Annotated in this window: 16 protein-coding genes and 2 pseudogenes; 3 read left to right on the forward strand and 15 right to left on the reverse strand. The window is 34.6% G+C overall.

Annotation, left to right across the window (positions count from 1 at the left end; genetic code table 11):
- Window positions 1-810: 810 nt before the first annotated feature.
- Window positions 811-1,617, reverse strand: coding sequence for a YgfZ/GcvT domain-containing protein (locus ABWU74_RS03520; protein WP_015589111.1), 807 nt, complete (start codon window positions 1,615-1,617; stop codon window positions 811-813).
- A 167-nt stretch (window positions 1,618-1,784) separates the two neighbouring features.
- On the opposite strand from ABWU74_RS03520, the gene ABWU74_RS03525 reads away from it, so the two are divergent.
- Window positions 1,785-2,066, forward strand: a complete 282-nt coding sequence (locus ABWU74_RS03525; RefSeq protein WP_173862895.1) for a co-chaperone GroES — start codon at window positions 1,785-1,787, stop codon at window positions 2,064-2,066.
- 100 nt (window positions 2,067-2,166) lie between these two features.
- Window positions 2,167-3,816 (forward strand): chaperonin GroEL, encoded by a 1,650-nt coding sequence (gene groL / locus ABWU74_RS03530; protein WP_010962503.1) that lies wholly within the window; start codon window positions 2,167-2,169, stop codon window positions 3,814-3,816.
- A 223-nt stretch (window positions 3,817-4,039) separates the two neighbouring features.
- Here groL and ABWU74_RS03535 read toward each other — a convergent pair whose 3' ends face one another.
- The 10 genes and pseudogenes from ABWU74_RS03535 to ABWU74_RS03585 all read right to left on the reverse strand — a co-directional run bounded on the left by ABWU74_RS03535 (window position 4,040) and on the right by ABWU74_RS03585 (window position 13,043).
- Window positions 4,040-4,162, reverse strand: a complete 123-nt coding sequence (locus tag ABWU74_RS03535) for a hypothetical protein (protein ID WP_255703183.1) — start codon at window positions 4,160-4,162, stop codon at window positions 4,040-4,042.
- A 216-nt stretch (window positions 4,163-4,378) separates the two neighbouring features.
- Entirely contained in the window at window positions 4,379-7,321 is a 2,943-nt protein-coding gene (locus ABWU74_RS03540) for an AsmA-like C-terminal domain-containing protein (RefSeq protein WP_353288482.1), read from the reverse strand.
- Entirely contained in the window at window positions 7,314-7,751 is a 438-nt protein-coding gene (rnhA, locus tag ABWU74_RS03545) for a ribonuclease HI (protein WP_151807582.1), read from the reverse strand. Before rnhA ends, ABWU74_RS03540 begins: the two co-directional genes overlap by 8 nt.
- Before the next feature lie 175 nt (window positions 7,752-7,926).
- Window positions 7,927-8,814 carry a heme o synthase gene (locus ABWU74_RS03550; RefSeq protein WP_155968887.1) on the reverse strand — a complete coding sequence of 296 codons (888 nt, stop codon included), beginning with the start codon at window positions 8,812-8,814 and terminating at the stop codon, window positions 7,927-7,929.
- Window position 8,815: 1 nt separating this feature from the next.
- A pseudogene (gene ctaD / locus ABWU74_RS03555) lies at window positions 8,816-10,367 on the reverse strand (cytochrome c oxidase subunit I).
- A 15-nt stretch (window positions 10,368-10,382) separates the two neighbouring features.
- Complete coding sequence (gene coxB / locus ABWU74_RS03560) at window positions 10,383-11,147, reverse strand: cytochrome c oxidase subunit II (RefSeq protein WP_010962498.1); 765 nt, start codon at window positions 11,145-11,147, stop codon at window positions 10,383-10,385.
- Window positions 11,148-11,999: 852 nt separating this feature from the next.
- Window positions 12,000-12,164, reverse strand: coding sequence for an IS3 family transposase (locus ABWU74_RS03565; RefSeq protein ID WP_084741697.1), 165 nt, complete (start codon window positions 12,162-12,164; stop codon window positions 12,000-12,002).
- Window positions 12,157-12,318: a DDE-type integrase/transposase/recombinase gene (locus ABWU74_RS03570; RefSeq protein ID WP_010082071.1), complete on the reverse strand. Its 162-nt coding sequence runs from the start codon at window positions 12,316-12,318 to the stop codon at window positions 12,157-12,159. Before ABWU74_RS03570 ends, ABWU74_RS03565 begins: the two co-directional genes overlap by 8 nt.
- A gap of 3 nt (window positions 12,319-12,321) precedes the next feature.
- Window positions 12,322-12,756, reverse strand: a complete 435-nt coding sequence (locus ABWU74_RS06705) for an IS3 family transposase (protein ID WP_144078574.1) — start codon at window positions 12,754-12,756, stop codon at window positions 12,322-12,324.
- A complete protein-coding gene (locus tag ABWU74_RS03585; protein ID WP_209472831.1) occupies window positions 12,741-13,043 on the reverse strand; it encodes a transposase in 303 nt (100 codons plus the stop codon). The genes ABWU74_RS06705 and ABWU74_RS03585 overlap by 16 nt, the downstream gene beginning before the upstream one ends.
- A gap of 580 nt (window positions 13,044-13,623) precedes the next feature.
- On the opposite strand from ABWU74_RS03585, the gene ABWU74_RS03590 reads away from it, so the two are divergent.
- Entirely contained in the window at window positions 13,624-14,535 is a 912-nt protein-coding gene (locus ABWU74_RS03590; protein ID WP_015589128.1) for an Rpn family recombination-promoting nuclease/putative transposase, read from the forward strand.
- 81 nt (window positions 14,536-14,616) lie between these two features.
- On the opposite strand, the gene ABWU74_RS03595 is transcribed toward ABWU74_RS03590, so the two are convergent.
- The 4 genes and pseudogenes from ABWU74_RS03595 to ABWU74_RS03610 all read right to left on the reverse strand — a co-directional run bounded on the left by ABWU74_RS03595 (window position 14,617) and on the right by ABWU74_RS03610 (window position 19,634).
- A complete protein-coding gene (locus tag ABWU74_RS03595) occupies window positions 14,617-15,186 on the reverse strand; it encodes a hypothetical protein (RefSeq protein WP_353289186.1) in 570 nt (189 codons plus the stop codon).
- 104 nt (window positions 15,187-15,290) lie between these two features.
- Window positions 15,291-16,151, reverse strand: a complete 861-nt coding sequence (locus tag ABWU74_RS03600) for an ankyrin repeat domain-containing protein (protein ID WP_353289187.1) — start codon at window positions 16,149-16,151, stop codon at window positions 15,291-15,293.
- A 478-nt stretch (window positions 16,152-16,629) separates the two neighbouring features.
- Window positions 16,630-16,849, reverse strand: a pseudogene (locus tag ABWU74_RS03605) (transposase); the annotation flags it as partial.
- A 52-nt stretch (window positions 16,850-16,901) separates the two neighbouring features.
- Window positions 16,902-19,634, reverse strand: a complete 2,733-nt coding sequence (locus ABWU74_RS03610) for an ankyrin repeat domain-containing protein (RefSeq protein WP_353289188.1) — start codon at window positions 19,632-19,634, stop codon at window positions 16,902-16,904.
- Window positions 19,635-19,729: the final 95 nt, after the last annotated feature.

Raw genomic sequence — 19,729 nt, forward strand, 5'->3', positions numbered from 1 at the left:
TGTTCAGCAGAGTGGCAAAATAGGTAGACAAGATAAACCAAAAAATCGAGAAAAAGTGAGTTTACAACAACTGGTGTCATGAAATTATCTGACACTGATTTCCATCCAAGAGGGTGTCATCCCAGTGCTCCTATAATGTCATCCCAGTGCGTGACACTGGGATGACACCCTACTTAACCGTCATACCGCGATTCATTCGCGGTATCTCTTAGCCGCTAACAAGTAGCGGGATGACGAGCTTATCGTCATGCCACTGCGAACCGTCATACCGCCGCGAACCGTCATACCGCGATTCATTCGCGGTATCTCTAGATCCCGCTAACAAGCAGCGGGATGACGGTTGTCGTTTAGCCATAAACATTAAAAAATTTACCAAATGAAAAAAAAGGCAAAAGAAACCCTAGTCATTGTCTATTTTCAGTATTGGCGTTTTTAAGTCTTAAACACTGCAATTTAGCTGCTTTTGAATGCAACTAACCTACGCTGCAAATGTTTAAGAAATTTACTAAGCAGAAAAAAAGGCAAAAGAAACCCCGTGTTAGCTAGTTGTCACTCTCTAATCCTGCAAATTGGCGTACTATACTGTCTTAAACGACTTATAAGCGCGTTTCAGCTTATATAGGTAAAAACCCAGAAATGTTGTGAAGACATAAGGTGCACATAGTGCAAAAAATTAAAAATAAGACGCCAACTACGTTGTTTTCTTGCTGTTTAATCTGCACAGATGAAGATAACTGAATACCTTCAATACCATGATAAGGGGGCTGGCGGAGTTTGTCAAGCAAGTTTTTCGTTTCTATATGCGCTACCTTAAGACTTCAACGTCTTAACGCACCTAACTCCATCTGCATATAAATTTGCATGGCTCTTTCCAGTATTAAGCAATGCAAATCCAATGTTGTCTACACTAGAGCGCAGTTCCCCTATTTCCTCATTGTTTTCATTTGTCACTTTAGTGCCAATATCTGGAAGTGCGTTATCCCCCTCAACAAGGTAAAGTTTTCTTCTGAATATTTCTTGTCTGCTCATTCGATTTACAACTTCCTGACCTATATAACACCCCTTATTAAAGCTTATACCGTTTACTTTATCGATTAAAAATTGCAGCGGAAACGATGAATTCTGCACCATATCTTTCGCTCCATCTGGAACGAGATTTTGAATTCTGACTTTTTCATACTGAGTAAAATCCCCAACCGGCTCTTTTATTTCATCTTTATGTATGATCCTCATTCCTAGCAGCTTGTGCCTTGGATCTTGAAAAATAACTTGTGACTTACCACTACACTCCGCCAACTTAGTATTAAACAAAACTCCAACCTTATATAGTGCGCTAACGTCTTTAATCTTCACTCTCAAGTAAGTTTTAAGCAAATCCAGTTTCTCGATTATTTGCTGCAAGTGCATGTTTTCGCACTCTAAGAGGGTGTATTTACCATATTCAATAAGAAAAAAATCATATAGATATTTTCCCTGAGGGCTAAGCAATAAAGAGTAAATGGCTTTTTGGCTATCCAACTTATTAATATCATTGGTTATAATACCCTGCAGAAAATCTCTAGTGTCAGGCCCATATAGCACTATCACACCACGACTTAAAAATGGTATATAACTCATGAAATCTCTATAAATAAATCTAAATTTTATTATATAACATTAGGCTCTTTTAGAAACTGCTTTTGGCGTGCATATTTTACAAGCTCCAGCCCTTGAAATCTAACTTACGAGTATATATATATAAACTCATAAGTTAATTTGTTGATGAGGAAAAACAAATGTCAAGTATAAGTTTAAATGTATTAGATGATAGCGTGCTGATCAAGCCTATTAGCGAAGAAAAGCAAGGTGGAATTGTGCTTCCATCAAGTGCTGAAAAGAAACCTACTAAAGGTGAAGTTATAGCAATTGGTGAAGGTTCACGCAATTCAAGTGGCGAACGCGTAACTTTAACTGTGAAAGCTGGTGATAAAGTGTTCTATCGCCAATGGGCTGGTACAGAAATAGAACATAATAATGAGAAGCTTATCGTGATGAAAGAGTCCGATATACTTGCTGTCATTAAGTAGCAGTCTTTATTTTACTAAACTAAAACAAAGCACGACATAGTGCATTGTAAGTAATTTTATTATAGTTTTCTAAATTTTTTATTAACAAGAGGTGATAAAAATGACTAATGTAGTAGTATCAGGTGAGCAGTTGCAAGAAGCCTTTCGTGAAGTTGCAGCAATAGTGGATTCAACGGTAGCAATAACTGCAGGACCTAGAGGAAAAACAGTGGGGATTAATAAGCCCTATGGAGCACCAGAAATTACAAAAGATGGTTATAAGGTGATGAAGGGTATCAAGCCTGAAAAACCATTAAACGCTGCGATAGCAAGCATCTTTGCACAAAGTTGTTCTCAATGTAACGATAAAGTTGGTGATGGTACAACAACGTGCTCAATACTAACTAGCAACATGATAATGGAAGCTTCAAAATCAATTGCTGCTGGAAACGATCGTGTTGGTATTAAAAACGGAATACAGAAGGCAAAAGATGTAATATTAAAGGAAATTGCGTCAATGTCTCGTACAATTTCTCTAGAGAAAATAGACGAAGTGGCACAAGTTGCAATAATCTCTGCAAATGGTGATAAGGATATAGGTAACAGTATCGCTGATTCCGTGAAAAAAGTTGGAAAAGAGGGTGTAATAACTGTTGAAGAGAGTAAAGGTTCAAAAGAGTTAGAAGTTGAGCTGACTACTGGCATGCAATTTGATCGCGGTTATCTCTCTCCGTATTTTATTACAAATAATGAAAAAATGATCGTGGAGCTTGATAATCCTTATCTATTAATTACAGAGAAAAAATTAAATATTATTCAACCTTTACTTCCTATTCTTGAAGCTATTGTTAAATCTGGTAAACCTTTGGTTATTATTGCAGAGGATATCGAAGGTGAAGCATTAAGCACTTTAGTTATCAATAAATTGCGTGGTGGTTTAAAAGTTGCTGCAGTAAAAGCTCCAGGTTTTGGTGACAGAAGAAAGGAGATGCTCGAAGACATAGCAACTTTAACTGGTGCTAAGTACGTCATAAAAGATGAACTTGGAATCAAGATGGAAGATCTCACGCTTGATGATCTTGGTACGGCTAAAAATGTTAAAATTACTAAAGATAATACCACAGTTGTCAGCGAAAATAGCGATTCTGACAGTGTGAAAGCTAGAATCGAGCAGATTAAATCTCAAATTGAAACTTCAACTTCTGATTATGATAAAGAAAAGCTAAGAGAACGTTTAGCGAAATTATCAGGTGGCGTTGCTGTGCTCAAAGTTGGTGGAGCAACTGAAGTGGAAGTTAAAGAACGTAGAGATAGAGTCGAAGATGCGCTGCATGCAACAAGAGCTGCAATTGAAGAAGGTATAGTTCCAGGTGGTGGGGTTGCGCTTCTTTATGCTTCATCTGTTCTCGACAAATTAAAAGGTGCAAGTGACGAGGAACAAATAGGCATAAACATTATCAAGAAAGTTCTCAGTGCTCCAATTAGAAGGTTAGTCAAAAATGCTGGTCTTGAATCTGCTGTTATAATTGACTATTTGATTAAGCAGAATGATAAAGAGCTTATATACAACGTTGAGGCTATGAATTATGCTAATGCGTTTACAGCTGGTGTGATTGATCCAGCAAAAGTGGTGCGTATTGCTTTTGAAACAGCGGTATCTGTTGCGAGTGTGCTGATAACTACTGAATCTATGATAGTTGATGTACCAAGCAAAGAAAATGCTTCATCTCCTATGGGTGCAGGAGAAATGAGTGGCATGGGTGGATTCTAAGTAGAATGAAACCGTGGAGCAATTGCTCCACGGTAGTTCCAAAAAATCTCACATTTTACTATTCGTTAAAGGTAATACGTTTGGTGCAGAAATGCACTACTGTTTGCATCCGTTTCACTCCTTTATATTGTGGTTGTCTAATAACAAAAAGGCAGCATAAGAAAACTATAACCCCTAGTATATTTATACTATAGCTGACCCAAGCAACACGTCATACCGCGATTCATTCCACAACTGTACGAACATTACAATATGGCACATAGTAAACGATGTCATGAAAGTAGCTGACACTGGAATGACACCCTTTTGGATGGAAACCAGTGTCACGCACTGGCATGACACCCATTTGTTCCTATAGTTGTCTTTTCTCGTCTACCTTATTTTGCCACTCTGCTGAACAGATACAATTTACAACCACCCCCCTACCCTTTTTAGTTGTTCAGCAAATATAGAGAGGTTAAAGGGAGTGGTATTACTTAAACAACTAAATAAAAAACCAGGTAGATCATTCTGAAATTCTTGCATTTTTGTCCATAATTTTGTTAAATAACTTCCCTTTTGGTCATATCGAACCAAATTTCTTTTTCACGCCACCTTTTAAGCCACTTTCGTTAGTTTTTGTCATAATGCGATCAAACACTCCCAATAACCTCTTTAATAGGTTTGGAGTTAGCGAAGAGATAAGATCAACAGATACGTTATTGTTTTTGTCATCACCACTTGCTTTATAGTCTATTGAAACGATTCCCCTACTTTTCCCACCAGTAAGAAGTTTTCCAATTATAGGAATTTTTAACAAAGATTTATTAATTGAATATGCTGGTATTACTTGTCCTGCAACCTGGAATTTATAATCTTTAATATCGAGCTTACCACCAGTGCTAATACCTAACTCCGCCCCTTCAAGCCAAGATTCTTCAATTTCAATAGTGCCATCTTTGTATGAAAAAGGTGCATTACATTTGTAAAAGTATACACCTTCATTTTTTATGGCATTTACAATGCCAGGCAATGAAGACATCGACAATAAAGTAGTAAGTAGTGGAGCATCTTTGATGTAGAAATTGCTAATGGATAAAGTACCATAATGTTCTCCACTTTCTCTCTGAGGAGAGAGATAAAAAGACAATTTGCCGTTTTTAATTGATTTACTAATGCCTAAGGAACGCGAAAGTATACCTGCATTATCCGCATATATTTCGAGCCCTATTCCACTGTATTCCGCTAGTATGTTGCTGCTATCTTCTAGAAACTGTCCTGTAAATTGACTTCCATTGCAATTACCTTTAGTACAGGTTACATTCAGCTTAGCATTTTTGATAACGATGCCTTCTTTCATCATTACATTGTCAACATTCATACTAATCTCTATATCTTTGTTTAATCCATTACTGTTTTTACCAAGCAAGCCTAAAATATCACTTAAGTTAATTTCCTCACCATGAACAGTTATAACATTTCTCTCCTTACCTGATTCAATTTCTATACTAAAATCATTATCAGGCAATTTAAAGCTACTAGAATTTAAATATAAATTTCCATTTTCTACTCTTCCGCTGAATTTTATATCTAGGTCATCTCCTATAACATCTAATCTGTCTATTAACAATTCATCGGCACCTTTTAATTTTACAGAGAACAAAACTTTATTGTGATCTTCAAAACGATTTTTCCACCCAAAATAACTTGAACGTGATTCAAGCTCTGATAAATCCATATTACCATTAACATGTCCAGTCTTATCTTGATTTATCACCGATTCTATATTTGCATTAACATAGCCACCTATATTTTCATCAAAATTAAGTATTTGAGCGGGTAAATCTCCGGTCAAATTCCAGGCGAAGCTTTTATTCCTATTGCTACTTTTCAGGTCAAATAATAGCTGTGTGTTATTCACCATACCACTACCATTTAAATCTATAAAGTCACTGCCAAAACTAAGCTTAATATCATATTTACCAAGACTTGCATTATAGACGGCCAAATTGTCAATTTCAGAATGAAAATTTGCTGAGAAGTCTACTTTTTTGTCATCAGCATTTAGATTAAAAATGCGAAAATTAAATATAGATTTTGCCATTCCACTGACTTTATCCCTTTCAACCTTCACCACATCATCCAGCTTAAATCTTATAGGCTCATATAAACCATACGCATCACTTACAGCTTGGCCATTAATGGTTAGAACTGAATTTTCCTTATTGAGAGATTTCATTTCAATATCACCACCATTAATAGTGAAATTCTGAAACTTAGCACTATTTACAGTAATTTTAAGATTGTTATTCTTGATGATCAAATCACCCTTTAATTCCTTTACTTGCTCAAAATCTTCATCAAATTTTACGCTACCGTTTTCTATATCAGCAACAATTACAATGTCTGACAGATCGTCATCAACCAAATTGTTAATTTTGCCATTGAAACTTACAATGGTATTTAAAACATCCCCATCAATATTATCACAATACCAGCTTTTAAATTTATTATTCACTACACCATCTGGTACATAAGTACATAAATCTTTTGCAGCAAACTTACTAATATTAATTCTAAGCAAAGCATGACTTGTACTAAAGTTCATTTTGCCTATTAAAGAGAGATACGTGTCATTTAACTTAAAATGGAAGTTTTTTACACTAATAATTCCATTACTATATGTTAAATTTATATTTACATTAGTTAAGGCCAAATTTTTGTTCAAATAATTTTCTGTATTTAATACGTATATATTTCCATCTACAATTTCATCCTTTTTATTAATTTTCACTGAGAAGCTTCCTTTGAATCCTATATTTTTGTCCAAATTGTAGCTTTTAACTAATGTAGAAAACTTGCTCAATAGTCCCAATTTTAGATCATAAAATGTCCCGTACACATTTAGCAAATTGTTGCGATTTTTTATCGTAATTGATAAATCATCCAAAAATCCCTTTCCATCTTTTGTATTCACATGAATATCTAAAACATTAAAATCTTCCCCCTTCCCTATATATAATTTATCAATAAAAAATTCATCTTCTGTGCTTTTATCAATAGCGATGTTAGTAAATTCAATTTTTGAATCCGCACTTAAGTCAAAAAAAAATTCCCTTATTGTTTTTACTGAGTTTTGCAGATTAAAATTTACTGCTTTAAAGTCAGCTTCTTTCTGATTGATACATACATGCACATTATCAGCTGAAACCTGAGAGAGATTTGTGCTAGCTTTAAATAAGGAACTTAACTTAAAATGTACAAAAAGCTCAGGAACTTTTATAGTAAAATTAGGGTTTGCTATTGCCAAATCTGTAATGACTAAATACGGATCTTTGCTACCTTTCTGCCAAACAACTGAGGTATTCTCCATATTAACGCTTGAGCCAACAAATATTTTTGATATTTTATGTTTAACATAAAAATTAATATAATTAATATTGATTTCTAAAGGCTTTAAAAAAATAAAGAAGCACAATATGAACAATAAAACTACGGAAAATAATATAGTAATTTTTTTAAGCATCGATTATTGCTTTTCTCGCTAAACTATCAGCCTCCTCATTATACTTATCGCCACTGTGTGCTTTAACCCACTTCCAATCAATTTCGTGTTGTGAAGCAACGTTGTCTAGCTCTTTCCACAATTCCATATTTTTTACTGATTTTTTATTACTTGTTTTCCAGCCATTCATTTTCCACTTATTTATCCATTCTGTTATGCCATGCTTAACATAAAGACTATCCGTATATAAATTAATATTACAAGAAAATTTCAATACTTTCAGCCCATTGATCACCGCTGTTAACTCCATTTTATTGTTTGTGGTATTTTCTTCTCTACCATAAATGTCTTTTCTGTAATCTTGAAATAATATGATAGCTGCCCATCCTCCCGCTCCAGGATTACCAGAACACGCCCCATCCGTATATATTGTCACTTCTTTTTTACTCATCTTTGTTTATATCGGTTAACAAAGTATATAGTTGCTTTTATGAAAGCACAATTTCTAAAGGTAGTTTAAGCTGCACCTTTAAATTTTATTATAGAAACAAAAAAAAGTGTGACAACGAGCATTACCAAAAGGAAAAGTAAAAAATAGTTTTTATGCTTCTGCCGTTCTTTCATAACTAAAATAAATCAATAGAACAAAAAATAATACTGGCGAATAGGGAAAATAGATAAGAAATTGAATAAGAAAACATTTTTTTCTGTGAGCTGTGATTCTTGAACTTCATAACAGATACAGCGTACCAAATAAAAACGCAACCTTCAAAGGTTGCCATGCTTAGATAAAGTAAAGCCTTTTTCAAAAATAGAGCCGGAAGCAAGCTAGTTAGCACCAGCAAAACACTATAAATTAATATATATTTTCTTGTTTTTTCCGGACCATAAACAATATTGAACATTGGAATCGATGCCTTTGCATAGTCTTCAGACTTATTTAAAGATAGGGCCCAAAAGTGTGGTGGAGTCCACATAAAAATTACTAAAAATAAAATGAAACTTTCCCAACTTACAGAATTAGTCACAGCTGCCCAGCCAATCATTGGAGGGAAAGCACCTGCTGCACCACCGATAACGATATTCTGCGGAGTACGCCTTTTTAGCCAAATTGTATATATGAAAACGTAAAATAATATGCTAACAGCAAGCAAAGCAGCAGAAATATAGTTTACTGCTATTGCCATGATAAATACTGACAATATTCCAAGAGTTATACCAAATTCAAGCGCACTTTCTGCAGAAACTCTACCTGAGGGTATAGGGCGGTTTTTTGTCCTTTCCATGAGCAGATCTATGTCTCTGTCATACCACATATTTATAGCACCTGCAGATCCTGAGCCAAGAGCAACACATATAAGAGATATTAGTGCTAGAAAAGGGTGCATACTACCTGGTGCAGTAACCATACCAGCAACTGCAGTAAATACCACAAGATACATTATCCTTGGCTTCAGCAAACGCCAAAAATCCAGTATTGTTGATTCAACATTTAGCAAAACACTTGTGTACATTCTATTTTACCACTGGTGGCTTTTCGAAAGTATGAAAAGGCGGTGGTGAAGATACCGTCCATTCCAAGGTGTCACCTTCCCAAGGATTATCTCCAGCTTTCTTGCCCCATTTAAAAAGATGTATAACTATAAACACAAAAAACATAACTGAAACAAAGGACATATACGAACCAATTGAGGATATATAATTCCAAGGGATAAACGCATCAGGATAATCAGGTATACGCCTTGGCATACCAGCTAATCCTAAGAAATGTTGAGGTAAAAAAGTGATATTGGTGCTAATAAAAGTAAGCCAAAAGTGGATTTGACCTAAGCGCTCATTATATTGTTTACCCGACATTTTACCAATCCAATAATAAAAGCCAGCAAAAGCTCCAAATAATGCAGCAAGTGACATGACATAATGGAAGTGAGCAACAACATAATAGGTGTCGTGCAGGAGCTTATCTATTCCACCATGAGAAAGAATTATTCCCGTTATGCCACCGCCAACAAACATGAAAATAAAACCTAGTGCAAATAGCATAGGGGTCTTAAACTCAATTGCTCCACCCCACATAGTTGCAATCCAGCTAAAGACTTTTACACCAGTTATAACACCGATAAAAATTGTGGTAGTGCTAAAAAATGCAGCAGCGTCAGCACTAAGCCCAACAGTGAACATATGGTGAGCCCAAACCATAAAGCCAAATACTGCTATACCTATCATTGCATAAACCATCCCTATGTAACCAAATACAGGTCTGTGAGAAAAAGTTGATACAACCTGACTTATGATGCCAAATGCAGGAAAAATAATTACGTAAACTTCTGGATGACCAAAAAAACCAAAATAGATGTTGAAATAACACAGGATCGCCGCCACCGGCAGGATCAAAAAAGGAAGTACCAATATTGCGATCAGTAAGAAGCATAGTTATAGCACCGGCAAGCACTGGTAAGGCAACAATCAACATAAATGCTGTTAGCAAGACAGACCAAACAAACAGTGGCATCTTAGTTAATGACATTCCTTTTGTGCGCATGTTAAATATAGTAACTATAAAGTTGATCGCCCCAACAATTGACGACATACCAGCAACATGAAGTGCAAGTATAGCAATGTCAACTCCTGCACTTGGATGGGACATTACCTGTGATAGAGGTGGATATAAAGTCCAACCTGTACCTGGACCTTCACCAATAAACACTGAGAGAATGAGCAAAATAAAAGATGACACTAATAACCAAAAACTTAAATTATTCATACGAGGAAATGCCATATCTGGTGCGCCAATCATGAGAGGTACAAACCAGTTACCAAATCCTCCCATGAGGGCTGGCATTATCATAAAAAACACCATTATCAACGCATGCCCTGTAACCATTACGTTATATAATTGATAGTTATTGTTAAGTATATTAATGTGCATTAGCTGAGTGCGAATAATCACCGATAATAATCCACCAATAATTCCAGCTAATATGGAAAAAATAATGTACAGTGTCCCTATATCTTTATGATTGGTGGAAAACAACCAACGCTTTATGCCCTTTGGTACGTCACTCATATCTATACTCCAAATTTAACTCACTAATTTTCTATTTTCAATCCACTTATTAAAATCTTCTTTGCTTACTGCTTCAACAACAATTGGCATAAATCCATGGCCTTGACCACACAATTCGTAGCACTGCCCATAATAAACACCAGGCTTTTTGATATTAAACCACGCCTCATTCAGCCTACCTGGTATCGCATCAATTTTTACACCGAAAGCCGGTACTCCCCAACTGTGTATCACATCTCCTGCTGTAACTTGTAAACGAACGTTAGTATTAACGGGTAAAATGATGTTGTTATCAACAGAGAATAGCTTTAAATCTCCTTCGATAAAGTCTTCTTTTCCCTTAATATAACTATCAAATGACACACCTTGATATTCTGGATATTGGTAACTCCAATACCATTGATGGCCAATAACTTTCAGTGTTATATCAGCTTTCGGTATTTCTTCCTGTAGCTTCAGTAATTTAGCGTTTTCAAAGGCTAATATTCCAACAATGATAGTTGGTATAACAAACCAAATAATTTCTAAAGGAACACTATGGGTAGTTTTACTTATGTTTGTTACTTTGCTTTTACGAAAGCGAAACGCTATATAAGCAAGCAGCGCCCACACAAAAAGCATTATTGTAACCATCACAAGCATCACAAACGAATGTGACCTAACTACAGCCTCCATTACTTCAGTTGCAGGAGCAGGAAATCCAAATTGCCAGGAAGTAGGAGCAGAGGCAACAGATATATTTGAGTAAAATATTATCAATAGTGCAAATAACTTCACCATATCTTTTGTTTGTTTGCTATAAAACTAAGTGATATACTGTATAATAGTATATATAAACTTACTATGCAAATAGAGATTAGTGATGGTTAATAATTTTTTAGCATTCAACAAGTATAATAGTACAATACTAATTGAGGAAAAAAGCATTTACATAAATCTATTGTAAGTAAAAATATTATAATATTTTAAATTAAGTATTTACTTTAAGTAAATTCTATAATAAGTTTAATAGTGTCTGTTACTGCTAATAACCCTCTAGCCTCACACCTAAAAGCAGTAACAGACACTATTAAACTTTATGACAAGTTTATAATCTGTAAGATCAAAGTCTTACAAGTTTCTTTATTTCATTATACATTGCAGTTTGTTAATTAACTTTTAATGCCTATGGTGGCATTTACAGCTTGGACCAAAGGTTTATGTATTATAGAAAATAATTATAAAAAAAACACACTATTTGTATACCATACAAACTTTTTTTATTCTGCATAGCTGAGTTACTAGATTCTGTAAACGAAATCTTTAGAGAAGCCAAATGGGCAAAGTTTCATGAAGGTCTTTGGCATCTCTTAGCATAGATCCCTTACTTAACCATCATACCGCGATTCATTCGCAGTATCTCAAAGCATAGATCCCGCTAACAAGTAGCGGGATGACGATTGTCGTTTAGCCATAAACATTAAGAAATTTACCAAATAAAAAAAAGGCAAAAGAAGCCCCGTGGTGGTTGGCTATTTACTATGTACTAAAATATCGGCGTTTTTTTTGACCTTACCCAGAAAAAGTGGAGAGAAAGTGTGGAATGTTTTTTACAAAAAGAATGATGCATCAAATTGTTCTGGAATGCAATAGTTAATAGTGACGTTGTTTGTTATAAAAAATTTCTATGTATTCAAATATTGCAGTTCTAGTGTGTTGAGCAGAGTGTTGTGAAGTATCAATAAGTATTTCTCTTTTCAATGAGCTAAAGAAGCTTTCTGCAACAGAATTGTCGTAACAACAGCCTTTATTACTCATCTATATTCTTTACAGCTAAGAGATATTGATACCCTTGCGCAGTATATTGTGAACCTTGGTCACTGTGCAGCAGTAGATTTTTAACAGGTTTACGCCTATTAATGGCCATTAATAAAGAGTTCATAACCAATTGTTTATTTATTGCACTACTCATTAACTACCATACGTGAGAATTATTGCTGCCAAATATAGCCATCCCTCCTTGGTTTTGATGTAAGTAATCCCATACTTTATTTGGTTGATCAACAATAAAGTTTTGATCTAGTATATTGGGAGCTACAGCTCTATTATCTGTTTGTTGTTTTTTAATTTTAAACTTTCTTCTCAGTATAGCCCTGATGTCATTTTTCTGCATAATACTTTGCACCGTTTTCAAATTGCAACTTTTACCCAAAGCCTTCAATTCAGCATGAATTTTAGGAGCTCCATATCTACATTTAGAAACTTGATATATTTTTTGAATAGCTTCGAGTAGCTCTTTATTTGCTGATTCTCTACTGCTTATTTTTCTTGTGGTCCACTTATAGTAGCCACTAGCAGAAAATCCTACATAATTCCTGTACTTTATAGCAGTTACTATATAAAAAAATATTTTACTCTTTTTGACTGGCCAGGGCTTTTTTTTAAATGTCTCTTTCCCTTGTTACTCTTGCTTTGTAAATCAAACCTCTCTTTGTCGTAAGGAGCCATGTTACCTCTACCTGGAAATGCATTTGCCGCTGACTTTTTTTCGTTATATTTCTTCATCCATTTTCCTAATAAACCACCCTTTATTCCTAAATCTCTTGCTATTTTTGTAATTGTTTGACCTGCCTTTCTTTGTTCATTTGCCAGTTTAACAGCTTCCAATTTGAATTCTGCCGTATATTCTCTTACCATTTCTAATCCTCCAAAATTTTATTTTACCCAAAAAAACTCTTTTCTTTCTCTCCACTTTTTCTGGGTAAGGTCAATTCGGAACTCTATTTCTTTTTTACGATCTTTACTTTTATTCTTATTGTTCATATAATATACCCTTCACTAATAATAAATTATTTTTAAATGTTTACTGTTATTTTCTTAGCAGTATTGGCATAAAGCCATAGCTTTTGGGTGAAGTCAAATCAAATTTTCAATTTTTTTTTGTTTATTTTTTTATGAAAAGGTAGAAAATATTAATAGCTGCTAATTTCTTTAAACGATGTTGTCGTAGATTCGTATTTTTATACACCAAAAAGGGTATCTTTGATGTCTCCTACAGCTCCAAACTCATAGCATCCATTTGCCGGCCTTTTAAGGCGCTTTATAGAAGGGTTAATAAAAGATGTACAAAAGGACGTCTAAGGTGCGTAGTAGCATTCTAAAGCCATCTATGGGAGACATTTTTTTCATCAACGCATTCAAAACTTAAAAAAATAAAAAACTTGAACATTTCTTCAGAATTATGTATAATTATTAATGCTTTTTAAGGTTCTTTCTTATGACTTTTTCTAAGTTTCTTGATCCCAAAAATGATGTATCGTTTAAGCGTATCTTCGGTACTGAAAAAAATAGAGATATCCTTATTCACTTCCTCAATGATATTCTTGGCTTTACTGGTAAAAATGAAATAAAGGATATAGAGTTTTTAAGTACTATTCAAGACCCCGATATCGCCGCTAAAAAGCAAAGTATTGTTGATGTTCTCTGTAGAGATTCTACAGGTGCTCAATACATTTGCGAAATGCAGGTCGCTAAAACTAAAGGCTTTGAAAAACGTGCCCAATACTATGCTGCTAAAGCTTACTCAAGGCAAGCTGATAAAGGTGACCAGTATCATAACCTTAAGGAAATTATCTTCATTGCTATAGCAGATTGTGTACTGTTTCCTAATAAATCTGAGTACAAATCAAAGCATACTATTCGAGATGAAGACACTAATGAGCATGATCTAAAAGATTTCTATTTTATATTTATTGAGTTGCCAAAATTTCCAAAGAATAAGGAAGATCAGTTGGAAAATATAGTTGAAAAATGGGTTTATTTTTTTCGATATGCAGATGAGACTAGTGAAGAAGAGCTGGAAAAAATAATAGGTAGTGATGTAATAATTAAAAAGGCCTATGAAGAGCTAAATAGATTCAACTGGTCAGAAAAAGAATTTATTGCCTATGAACAGGAAATAAAACGTATTCTTGATGAACAGGCTGTCCTCGCTCAAAAACTTGATGATGCTACTGAAAAAGGTAGAGAAGAAGGTAAAGAAGAAGGCATCCAAATCGGACATGAAAAAGGCAGAAAAGCAGAGAAAATCGAAGTGGCAAAGAACTCACTTAAGGCCGGTGTCTCTATTGATGTTATCGCTCAAATTACCGGCCTTTCGATAGATGAAATTCAAAAATTAAGGAATTAATACTTTACCTTGACCTCTAGCTTGAGTTAAATGACATTGAACAGAAGTATTATTTAGATAACTTTTAGGCTCCAAGCTTATTTATTGTTCTTTTACGTCACTCACTTCTAATCTGCTTAACATTTGTTGCATTAATTGATTTATTACTGGGTCTATTCTTCTATTAAATTCAGCCATAAACTTATCAAACTTTTTCGGACTTAATCTACCGGGATCTCCGGGTTCTCTACCAGGCAATGCTTCCTCTGCGTATGATTTTAAAATCCCTGAAATTTCATTAAATTCACCACTCCTAATTTTTTCATTAATCTTCTCAAATAATTTCTCAAAATTAATATCTAAGCGGTGCATTTTTATACCACCTTTCGATTCAGCTTGCTTCTCTAATACTTCCTTGAACGACTTTATAATATCCGATGTGTAAAAAAGAGCCTTTACAGGATTAACATCAGAAAACTTAGGAAGAGGACACTTTTTATCTAGAAAAGCTTGTAACAAGAAAAACATCAAGCTAGCATTATTACTCGCACAAACTTCACGACTAAATTGGCTAGTATATTGGATATTTGGGTTTCTTACTGTATCAGAATGATTGGAGCTACTTCCTGCTGTACCAGAACGGCTAGAGCTATTTTCTGAAAATGAAGGCAACGCAGCCCTTAAAGGGGAAGAGATAAACTGAAAAACACCTTTAACAGCATCTATCCATGAAGACGGCTTACTTGCTCCGCTTGTAGCTCCTATTTTGTTATAGCCTATTTCGTCACTTTGCGATGAATTGTCTGATGCATTATCATAAGATAGATCACACTTAGCTTCTTTTGTAATACTATATTGTACATCACGCTTCTTGCGAGTAGATCCACAATCCTCAATTTTCCATTGACATGGACTATCTTTGCCCCTGGCCTCCAAGTAAATACTCTCCTTCTATCCCTATCATGGCTAAGATAATCACTAGCAGGATATAAATACTCATTAAAATAAGTGCTTTTTATATATATGTTGTTACCTTCAGGTTCAAATTTCCATTGACATGAACTATCTTTGCCCCCTGGCCTCCAAGTAAATACTCTCCTTCTATCCCTATCATGGCTAAGATAATCACTAGCAGGATATAAATACTCATTACTATAGTAAACACTTTTAATACATACCTCCGATGAAAATACTGCATTCTTTACTGACTCTGGTAATTCTCCTTTTATCCTTTCAAGCTCAGATTTTTTTTCCGAATGAACATTATGGTAATTACTCATCTCCATAATTCTTTTTACATAACGGGCTAACCTAAACTCCGCATTTTCTACACCTTTAACTTCAATACTAGCTCCAATATTGAGAAGATTTGTAACTTCACTAACATTCCCACTTTCTACAGCAGCAAATAAAAGTCTATCATACTCACTTTGCTTTGGTCCTAAAAAGTTTACTACTTCTGACTGACGAGAGGTATTTGCTACATCTAAAGGTTTTCCACCATCCTTATTTTTAGCTCCAATGTTAGCCCCCTTATCTATAAGAAATCTAATTATCTCTAAATGACCTCCTTCAGCAGCCCTATGCAAAGATGTGTAACCATCACTATCTCTAGCTTCAATATTAGCCTTTCTCAAGAAGTTCTCTAACGTCACTAAGGCGTCCTGCTCCTGCAGCACTAACTAATAAATCATCATTGTTTAAAGTCATTTGTCCCTCCACATTTATAAAAACTTACCTAACTTAACTAAGCAATCACACTATAACAAGCCACTCTTACCCTGAGCTTTTTTCTTTCCTCAAGCAACACAGAAAGGACCATCTTCCCTCAAACAAGAATTCTGGAATGCCCTCACATAACATAGCCCGCTCACAAAAGTAAAATTACCTTAGCCATCACACACTTACATACCATAAAAAATTAGTAATCTAATGTATTTCAGGAATAGTACTCCACTTTTAAAACTTGTCAACCCCTAATTTAAAATTTTTTTGAAATAATTTTTGATGAAAATTTTTAATGAATTACTATTAATTTAATATTAAATATTACTAAGAACCTAAATAATACAACCACTTTCAGCAATAAAAACCAGCTAGCATGAGAAGATTTTTTTGGAAATCGATTGGTCTTGCAAATGTGCTTAAAATCTTCGTTTCAAGCCCTGGATGTAAATTTATTTGCCTTTTTTTGACTATTTGGGGTTCCTTCTCTATCTCTTGGTGTTAAAAGTTCAAATGAATCTGCACTTGTACGTAAAGCCTTTGCATTTCTCCCATTTTTTCTATTATTTTCTTCACTTTCAGCCAATAAGTGGTTTTCTATTTCACCTTTTTATATCAATTTATTACTTTCTTTTTGATTTGACACACTTTTTTGAACATCTCTATTGTGGAACAAACTTTCTCTTGGTTCTCCAATTTAGACACATGAGCAAAGATTGTGAGCTTTCTCCTCTTACTTCAAAAACCAATATCTTCTTTAATATGATTACTTCTATGTACTTACTAAATAGGCTACTTAAATTCCTTAGGCAGGTTATAAACGGATACCTTTGCTGAGCTTTCAAAGCTCTTTTAGAGGTAGGTGATTCTAATGTTCCAGGTACGTCATCATAATCAGATAGTTGCGTAGAAATTGAATTCGTCCTAATACCCTGAGATGTACCTTCTTGAAAATGAAGTAATTTATTTTCCAACTTATCTCTTGCTTCTCTAAAACTGTCCAATTTTTTTTGCAAGCTAACACTTTCTTCTTTATACTTTGAAAGTGTTAAATCGATAAAATGATTACACAACACTATTAGACCTGTAGCACTAGAAAATAACAACAAGAGAGGATGAATGGTAACACCTGGCATATCTCCACTTCTTGCATCATGAAAATTTTTATACATATTAAGACAAGAGCCAAAAGCTGCAGAGCATACAAAAGCAAGTTTTGTTCTGCACAGGAAATACTCGACTTGCGCTAATTTTTCATTGCAATGTGCTAATTCTTTACGCAAATCATTAATTTTATCACTATAATACCTAATAAACAATTGTTTTGTTTCTTCATTATTAACATATTTCCATGCTCTGTAAGATCTTCCATCTATGAGCTCAACGTTTACATGCTCTGATTTTAGAAGCGCACTAATTGCGTTACTACTTCTAGAACGCACAGCTTCATGTAGAGGTGTGTAATCGCTTTTAACATCTTTCCTTCTGTTAATATTTTCATAAGTTAAATACTTGAAAAGAGCCGAAATACATTCTGGGTCATTACCTTCAATAGCCAGAGTAATTGCATCTTTTCCGTCTTTATCCTTAGAATTAATAACTTTAGAAAGCGGCTTTTCATTTTCTTGCTTATCTTCAAAATACTTGCACTTATACACCTTATTCGAACGATATGGCTCCTTAAGAATACACAAAAGTTCTTTTACAAGATCAACCTGATTTTCTTTAATAACCACATGCAAAAGTGTGTTTTGATTTTCCTCATCTTGTAACAGTAAAACATCATACAAATAAGCATTTTCATGTAGATAACTAATCTCTTTATTGAAACGTGTTTTATCTATACCTTCTCTTCCTCCTTTACAGATACTGAAGAGTCGTAAACTACCTTCCAAAGCATTGTGATCAATTGCAGAGGCACGTTGCCTTCTGTATAAAATTGGCGCTCCTTCTACGCAAACACTTCCGAAGTAACGAGCAATAGGGGAATGGATACATGCACTTAAAAAATTAGTAAGAGGGTTACAAGTGTTCACACCATTCCTACCTTCAAGCAGTCTAACTACATCTAATTTATTATACGAATCAGCATAATATAAAGGATCCCGATCATAACAGTCCTTAGCATCAATTATAGCATCACATTCAAGAAGAAGTTTAGCTACATCTAAATGACCTTCCCTAGCAGCATAATGTAAAGGTGTTCTAGCTTTTTCATCCATGGCCTCAACTTTAGCACCTTGGCTTATAAGAAAGCTAACCATACCCTCTCTATTGTAGTAAGCAGCATAGTGTAGAGGAGCTATACCCAAACGGTCTTTAGCATTAATTATAGAATCATGGTCAAGAAGAAGTTTAGCTGCATCTAAATGACCTTCCCCAGCAGCATAATGTAAAGGTGTTTTATCTTCTTCATCCATGGCCTCAACTTTAGCATCTCGGCTTATAAGAAAGCTAACCACATCCTCTCTATTGTAGCAAGCAGCATAGTGTAGAGGAGTCATACCAAAACGGTCTTCAGCATCAATTATAGCACCACGGTCAAGAAGAAGTTCAGCTACATCTAAATGACCTTTCCCAGCAGCATAATGTAAAGGTGTTTTAGCTTCTTTATCCACGGCCTCAATTTTGGCATCTTGTTTTATAAGAAAGCTAACCATATTTTTTCTATTGTGGTAAGCAGCATAGTGTAGAGGAGCCATACCAAAACAGTCTTCAGCATCAATCATAGTACCACGGCCAAGAAGAAGTTCAGCTACATCTGAATGACCTTCCCTAGCAGCATAATGTAAAGGTGTTTTTCTACTATCATCTTGAACGTTAACCTTAGCATTTCTACTGAGAAGAAGTCTAAGGACATACAAATTACCCTTACAAGAAGCTACACACAAAGGCGTTTGATTGTTTATACCTTTAGCCTCAATATTAGCACCTCCATCAAGAAAATCACTAACCTTTCTAATATCTTTTCTTTCTATAGCAGAAAATAAATATTTATCTAGCTTTGCTCTCAAAAAGTTTGCTACTTCTGTGTTACCAAGCTCATTTACTATGCGTAAAGGTGTCTTAACATTATTATCCTTAGCTAAAATGCTGGCACCTTGATCAACAAGAAATCTAACCATATCGTATTGACCTGCACTAACAGCATAGTGTAGAGGTGTCCAATTTTGGTCACATCTAATGTCAATATCAGCACCAATACTAAGAAGAAGTTGAGCTACATTTACACTATTTTTACAGGCAGCCCAGGACAGCAAAGGCAACTTATCTAAAAGTTCACGATTAACATTATATTTATCAATATGTTGATCAATATATTCCTCCAACCGTTTAAAGTCGTCATTTTCTATAGCATGCGTAAAATCCGTTGTAAGGCTCGTTTGATCTTTCATAAACTATATAAAAAAACTATTTTCCTACTCAGTACAATACTCCATTTTTAAAACTTATCAACCCCTATTTAGAAATTTTTTATGGAATAATTTTT

Origin of the sequence: Wolbachia endosymbiont (group A) of Paraperithous gnathaulax, assembly GCF_964028485.1 — a bacterium.
GTDB lineage: Bacteria > Pseudomonadota > Alphaproteobacteria > Rickettsiales > Anaplasmataceae > Wolbachia > Wolbachia pipientis.

What these genes read in the sequence shown, in the direction of transcription:
- ABWU74_RS03540 (WP_353288482.1), bottom strand. Translation starts at nt 7,321, where the DNA reads ATGCTTAAAAAAATTACTATATTATTTTCCGTAGTTTTATTGTTCATA.
- ABWU74_RS03590 (WP_015589128.1), top strand. Translation starts at nt 13,624, where the DNA reads ATGACTTTTTCTAAGTTTCTTGATCCCAAAAATGATGTATCGTTTAAG.
- groL (WP_010962503.1), top strand. Translation starts at nt 2,167, where the DNA reads ATGACTAATGTAGTAGTATCAGGTGAGCAGTTGCAAGAAGCCTTTCGT.
- ABWU74_RS03520 (WP_015589111.1), bottom strand. Translation starts at nt 1,617, where the DNA reads ATGAGTTATATACCATTTTTAAGTCGTGGTGTGATAGTGCTATATGGG.
- ABWU74_RS03585 (WP_209472831.1), bottom strand. Translation starts at nt 13,043, where the DNA reads ATGGTAAGAGAATATACGGCAGAATTCAAATTGGAAGCTGTTAAACTG.
- rnhA (WP_151807582.1), bottom strand. Translation starts at nt 7,751, where the DNA reads ATGAGTAAAAAAGAAGTGACAATATATACGGATGGGGCGTGTTCTGGT.
- coxB (WP_010962498.1), bottom strand. Translation starts at nt 11,147, where the DNA reads ATGGTGAAGTTATTTGCACTATTGATAATATTTTACTCAAATATATCT.
- ABWU74_RS03610 (WP_353289188.1), bottom strand. Translation starts at nt 19,634, where the DNA reads ATGAAAGATCAAACGAGCCTTACAACGGATTTTACGCATGCTATAGAA.
- ABWU74_RS03535 (WP_255703183.1), bottom strand. Translation starts at nt 4,162, where the DNA reads ATGGGTGTCATGCCAGTGCGTGACACTGGTTTCCATCCAAAAGGGTGT.
- ABWU74_RS03565 (WP_084741697.1), bottom strand. Translation starts at nt 12,164, where the DNA reads ATGAGTAATAAAGGCTGTTGTTACGACAATTCTGTTGCAGAAAGCTTC.
- ABWU74_RS03570 (WP_010082071.1), bottom strand. Translation starts at nt 12,318, where the DNA reads ATGAGTAGTGCAATAAATAAACAATTGGTTATGAACTCTTTATTAATG.
- ABWU74_RS03550 (WP_155968887.1), bottom strand. Translation starts at nt 8,814, where the DNA reads ATGTACACAAGTGTTTTGCTAAATGTTGAATCAACAATACTGGATTTT.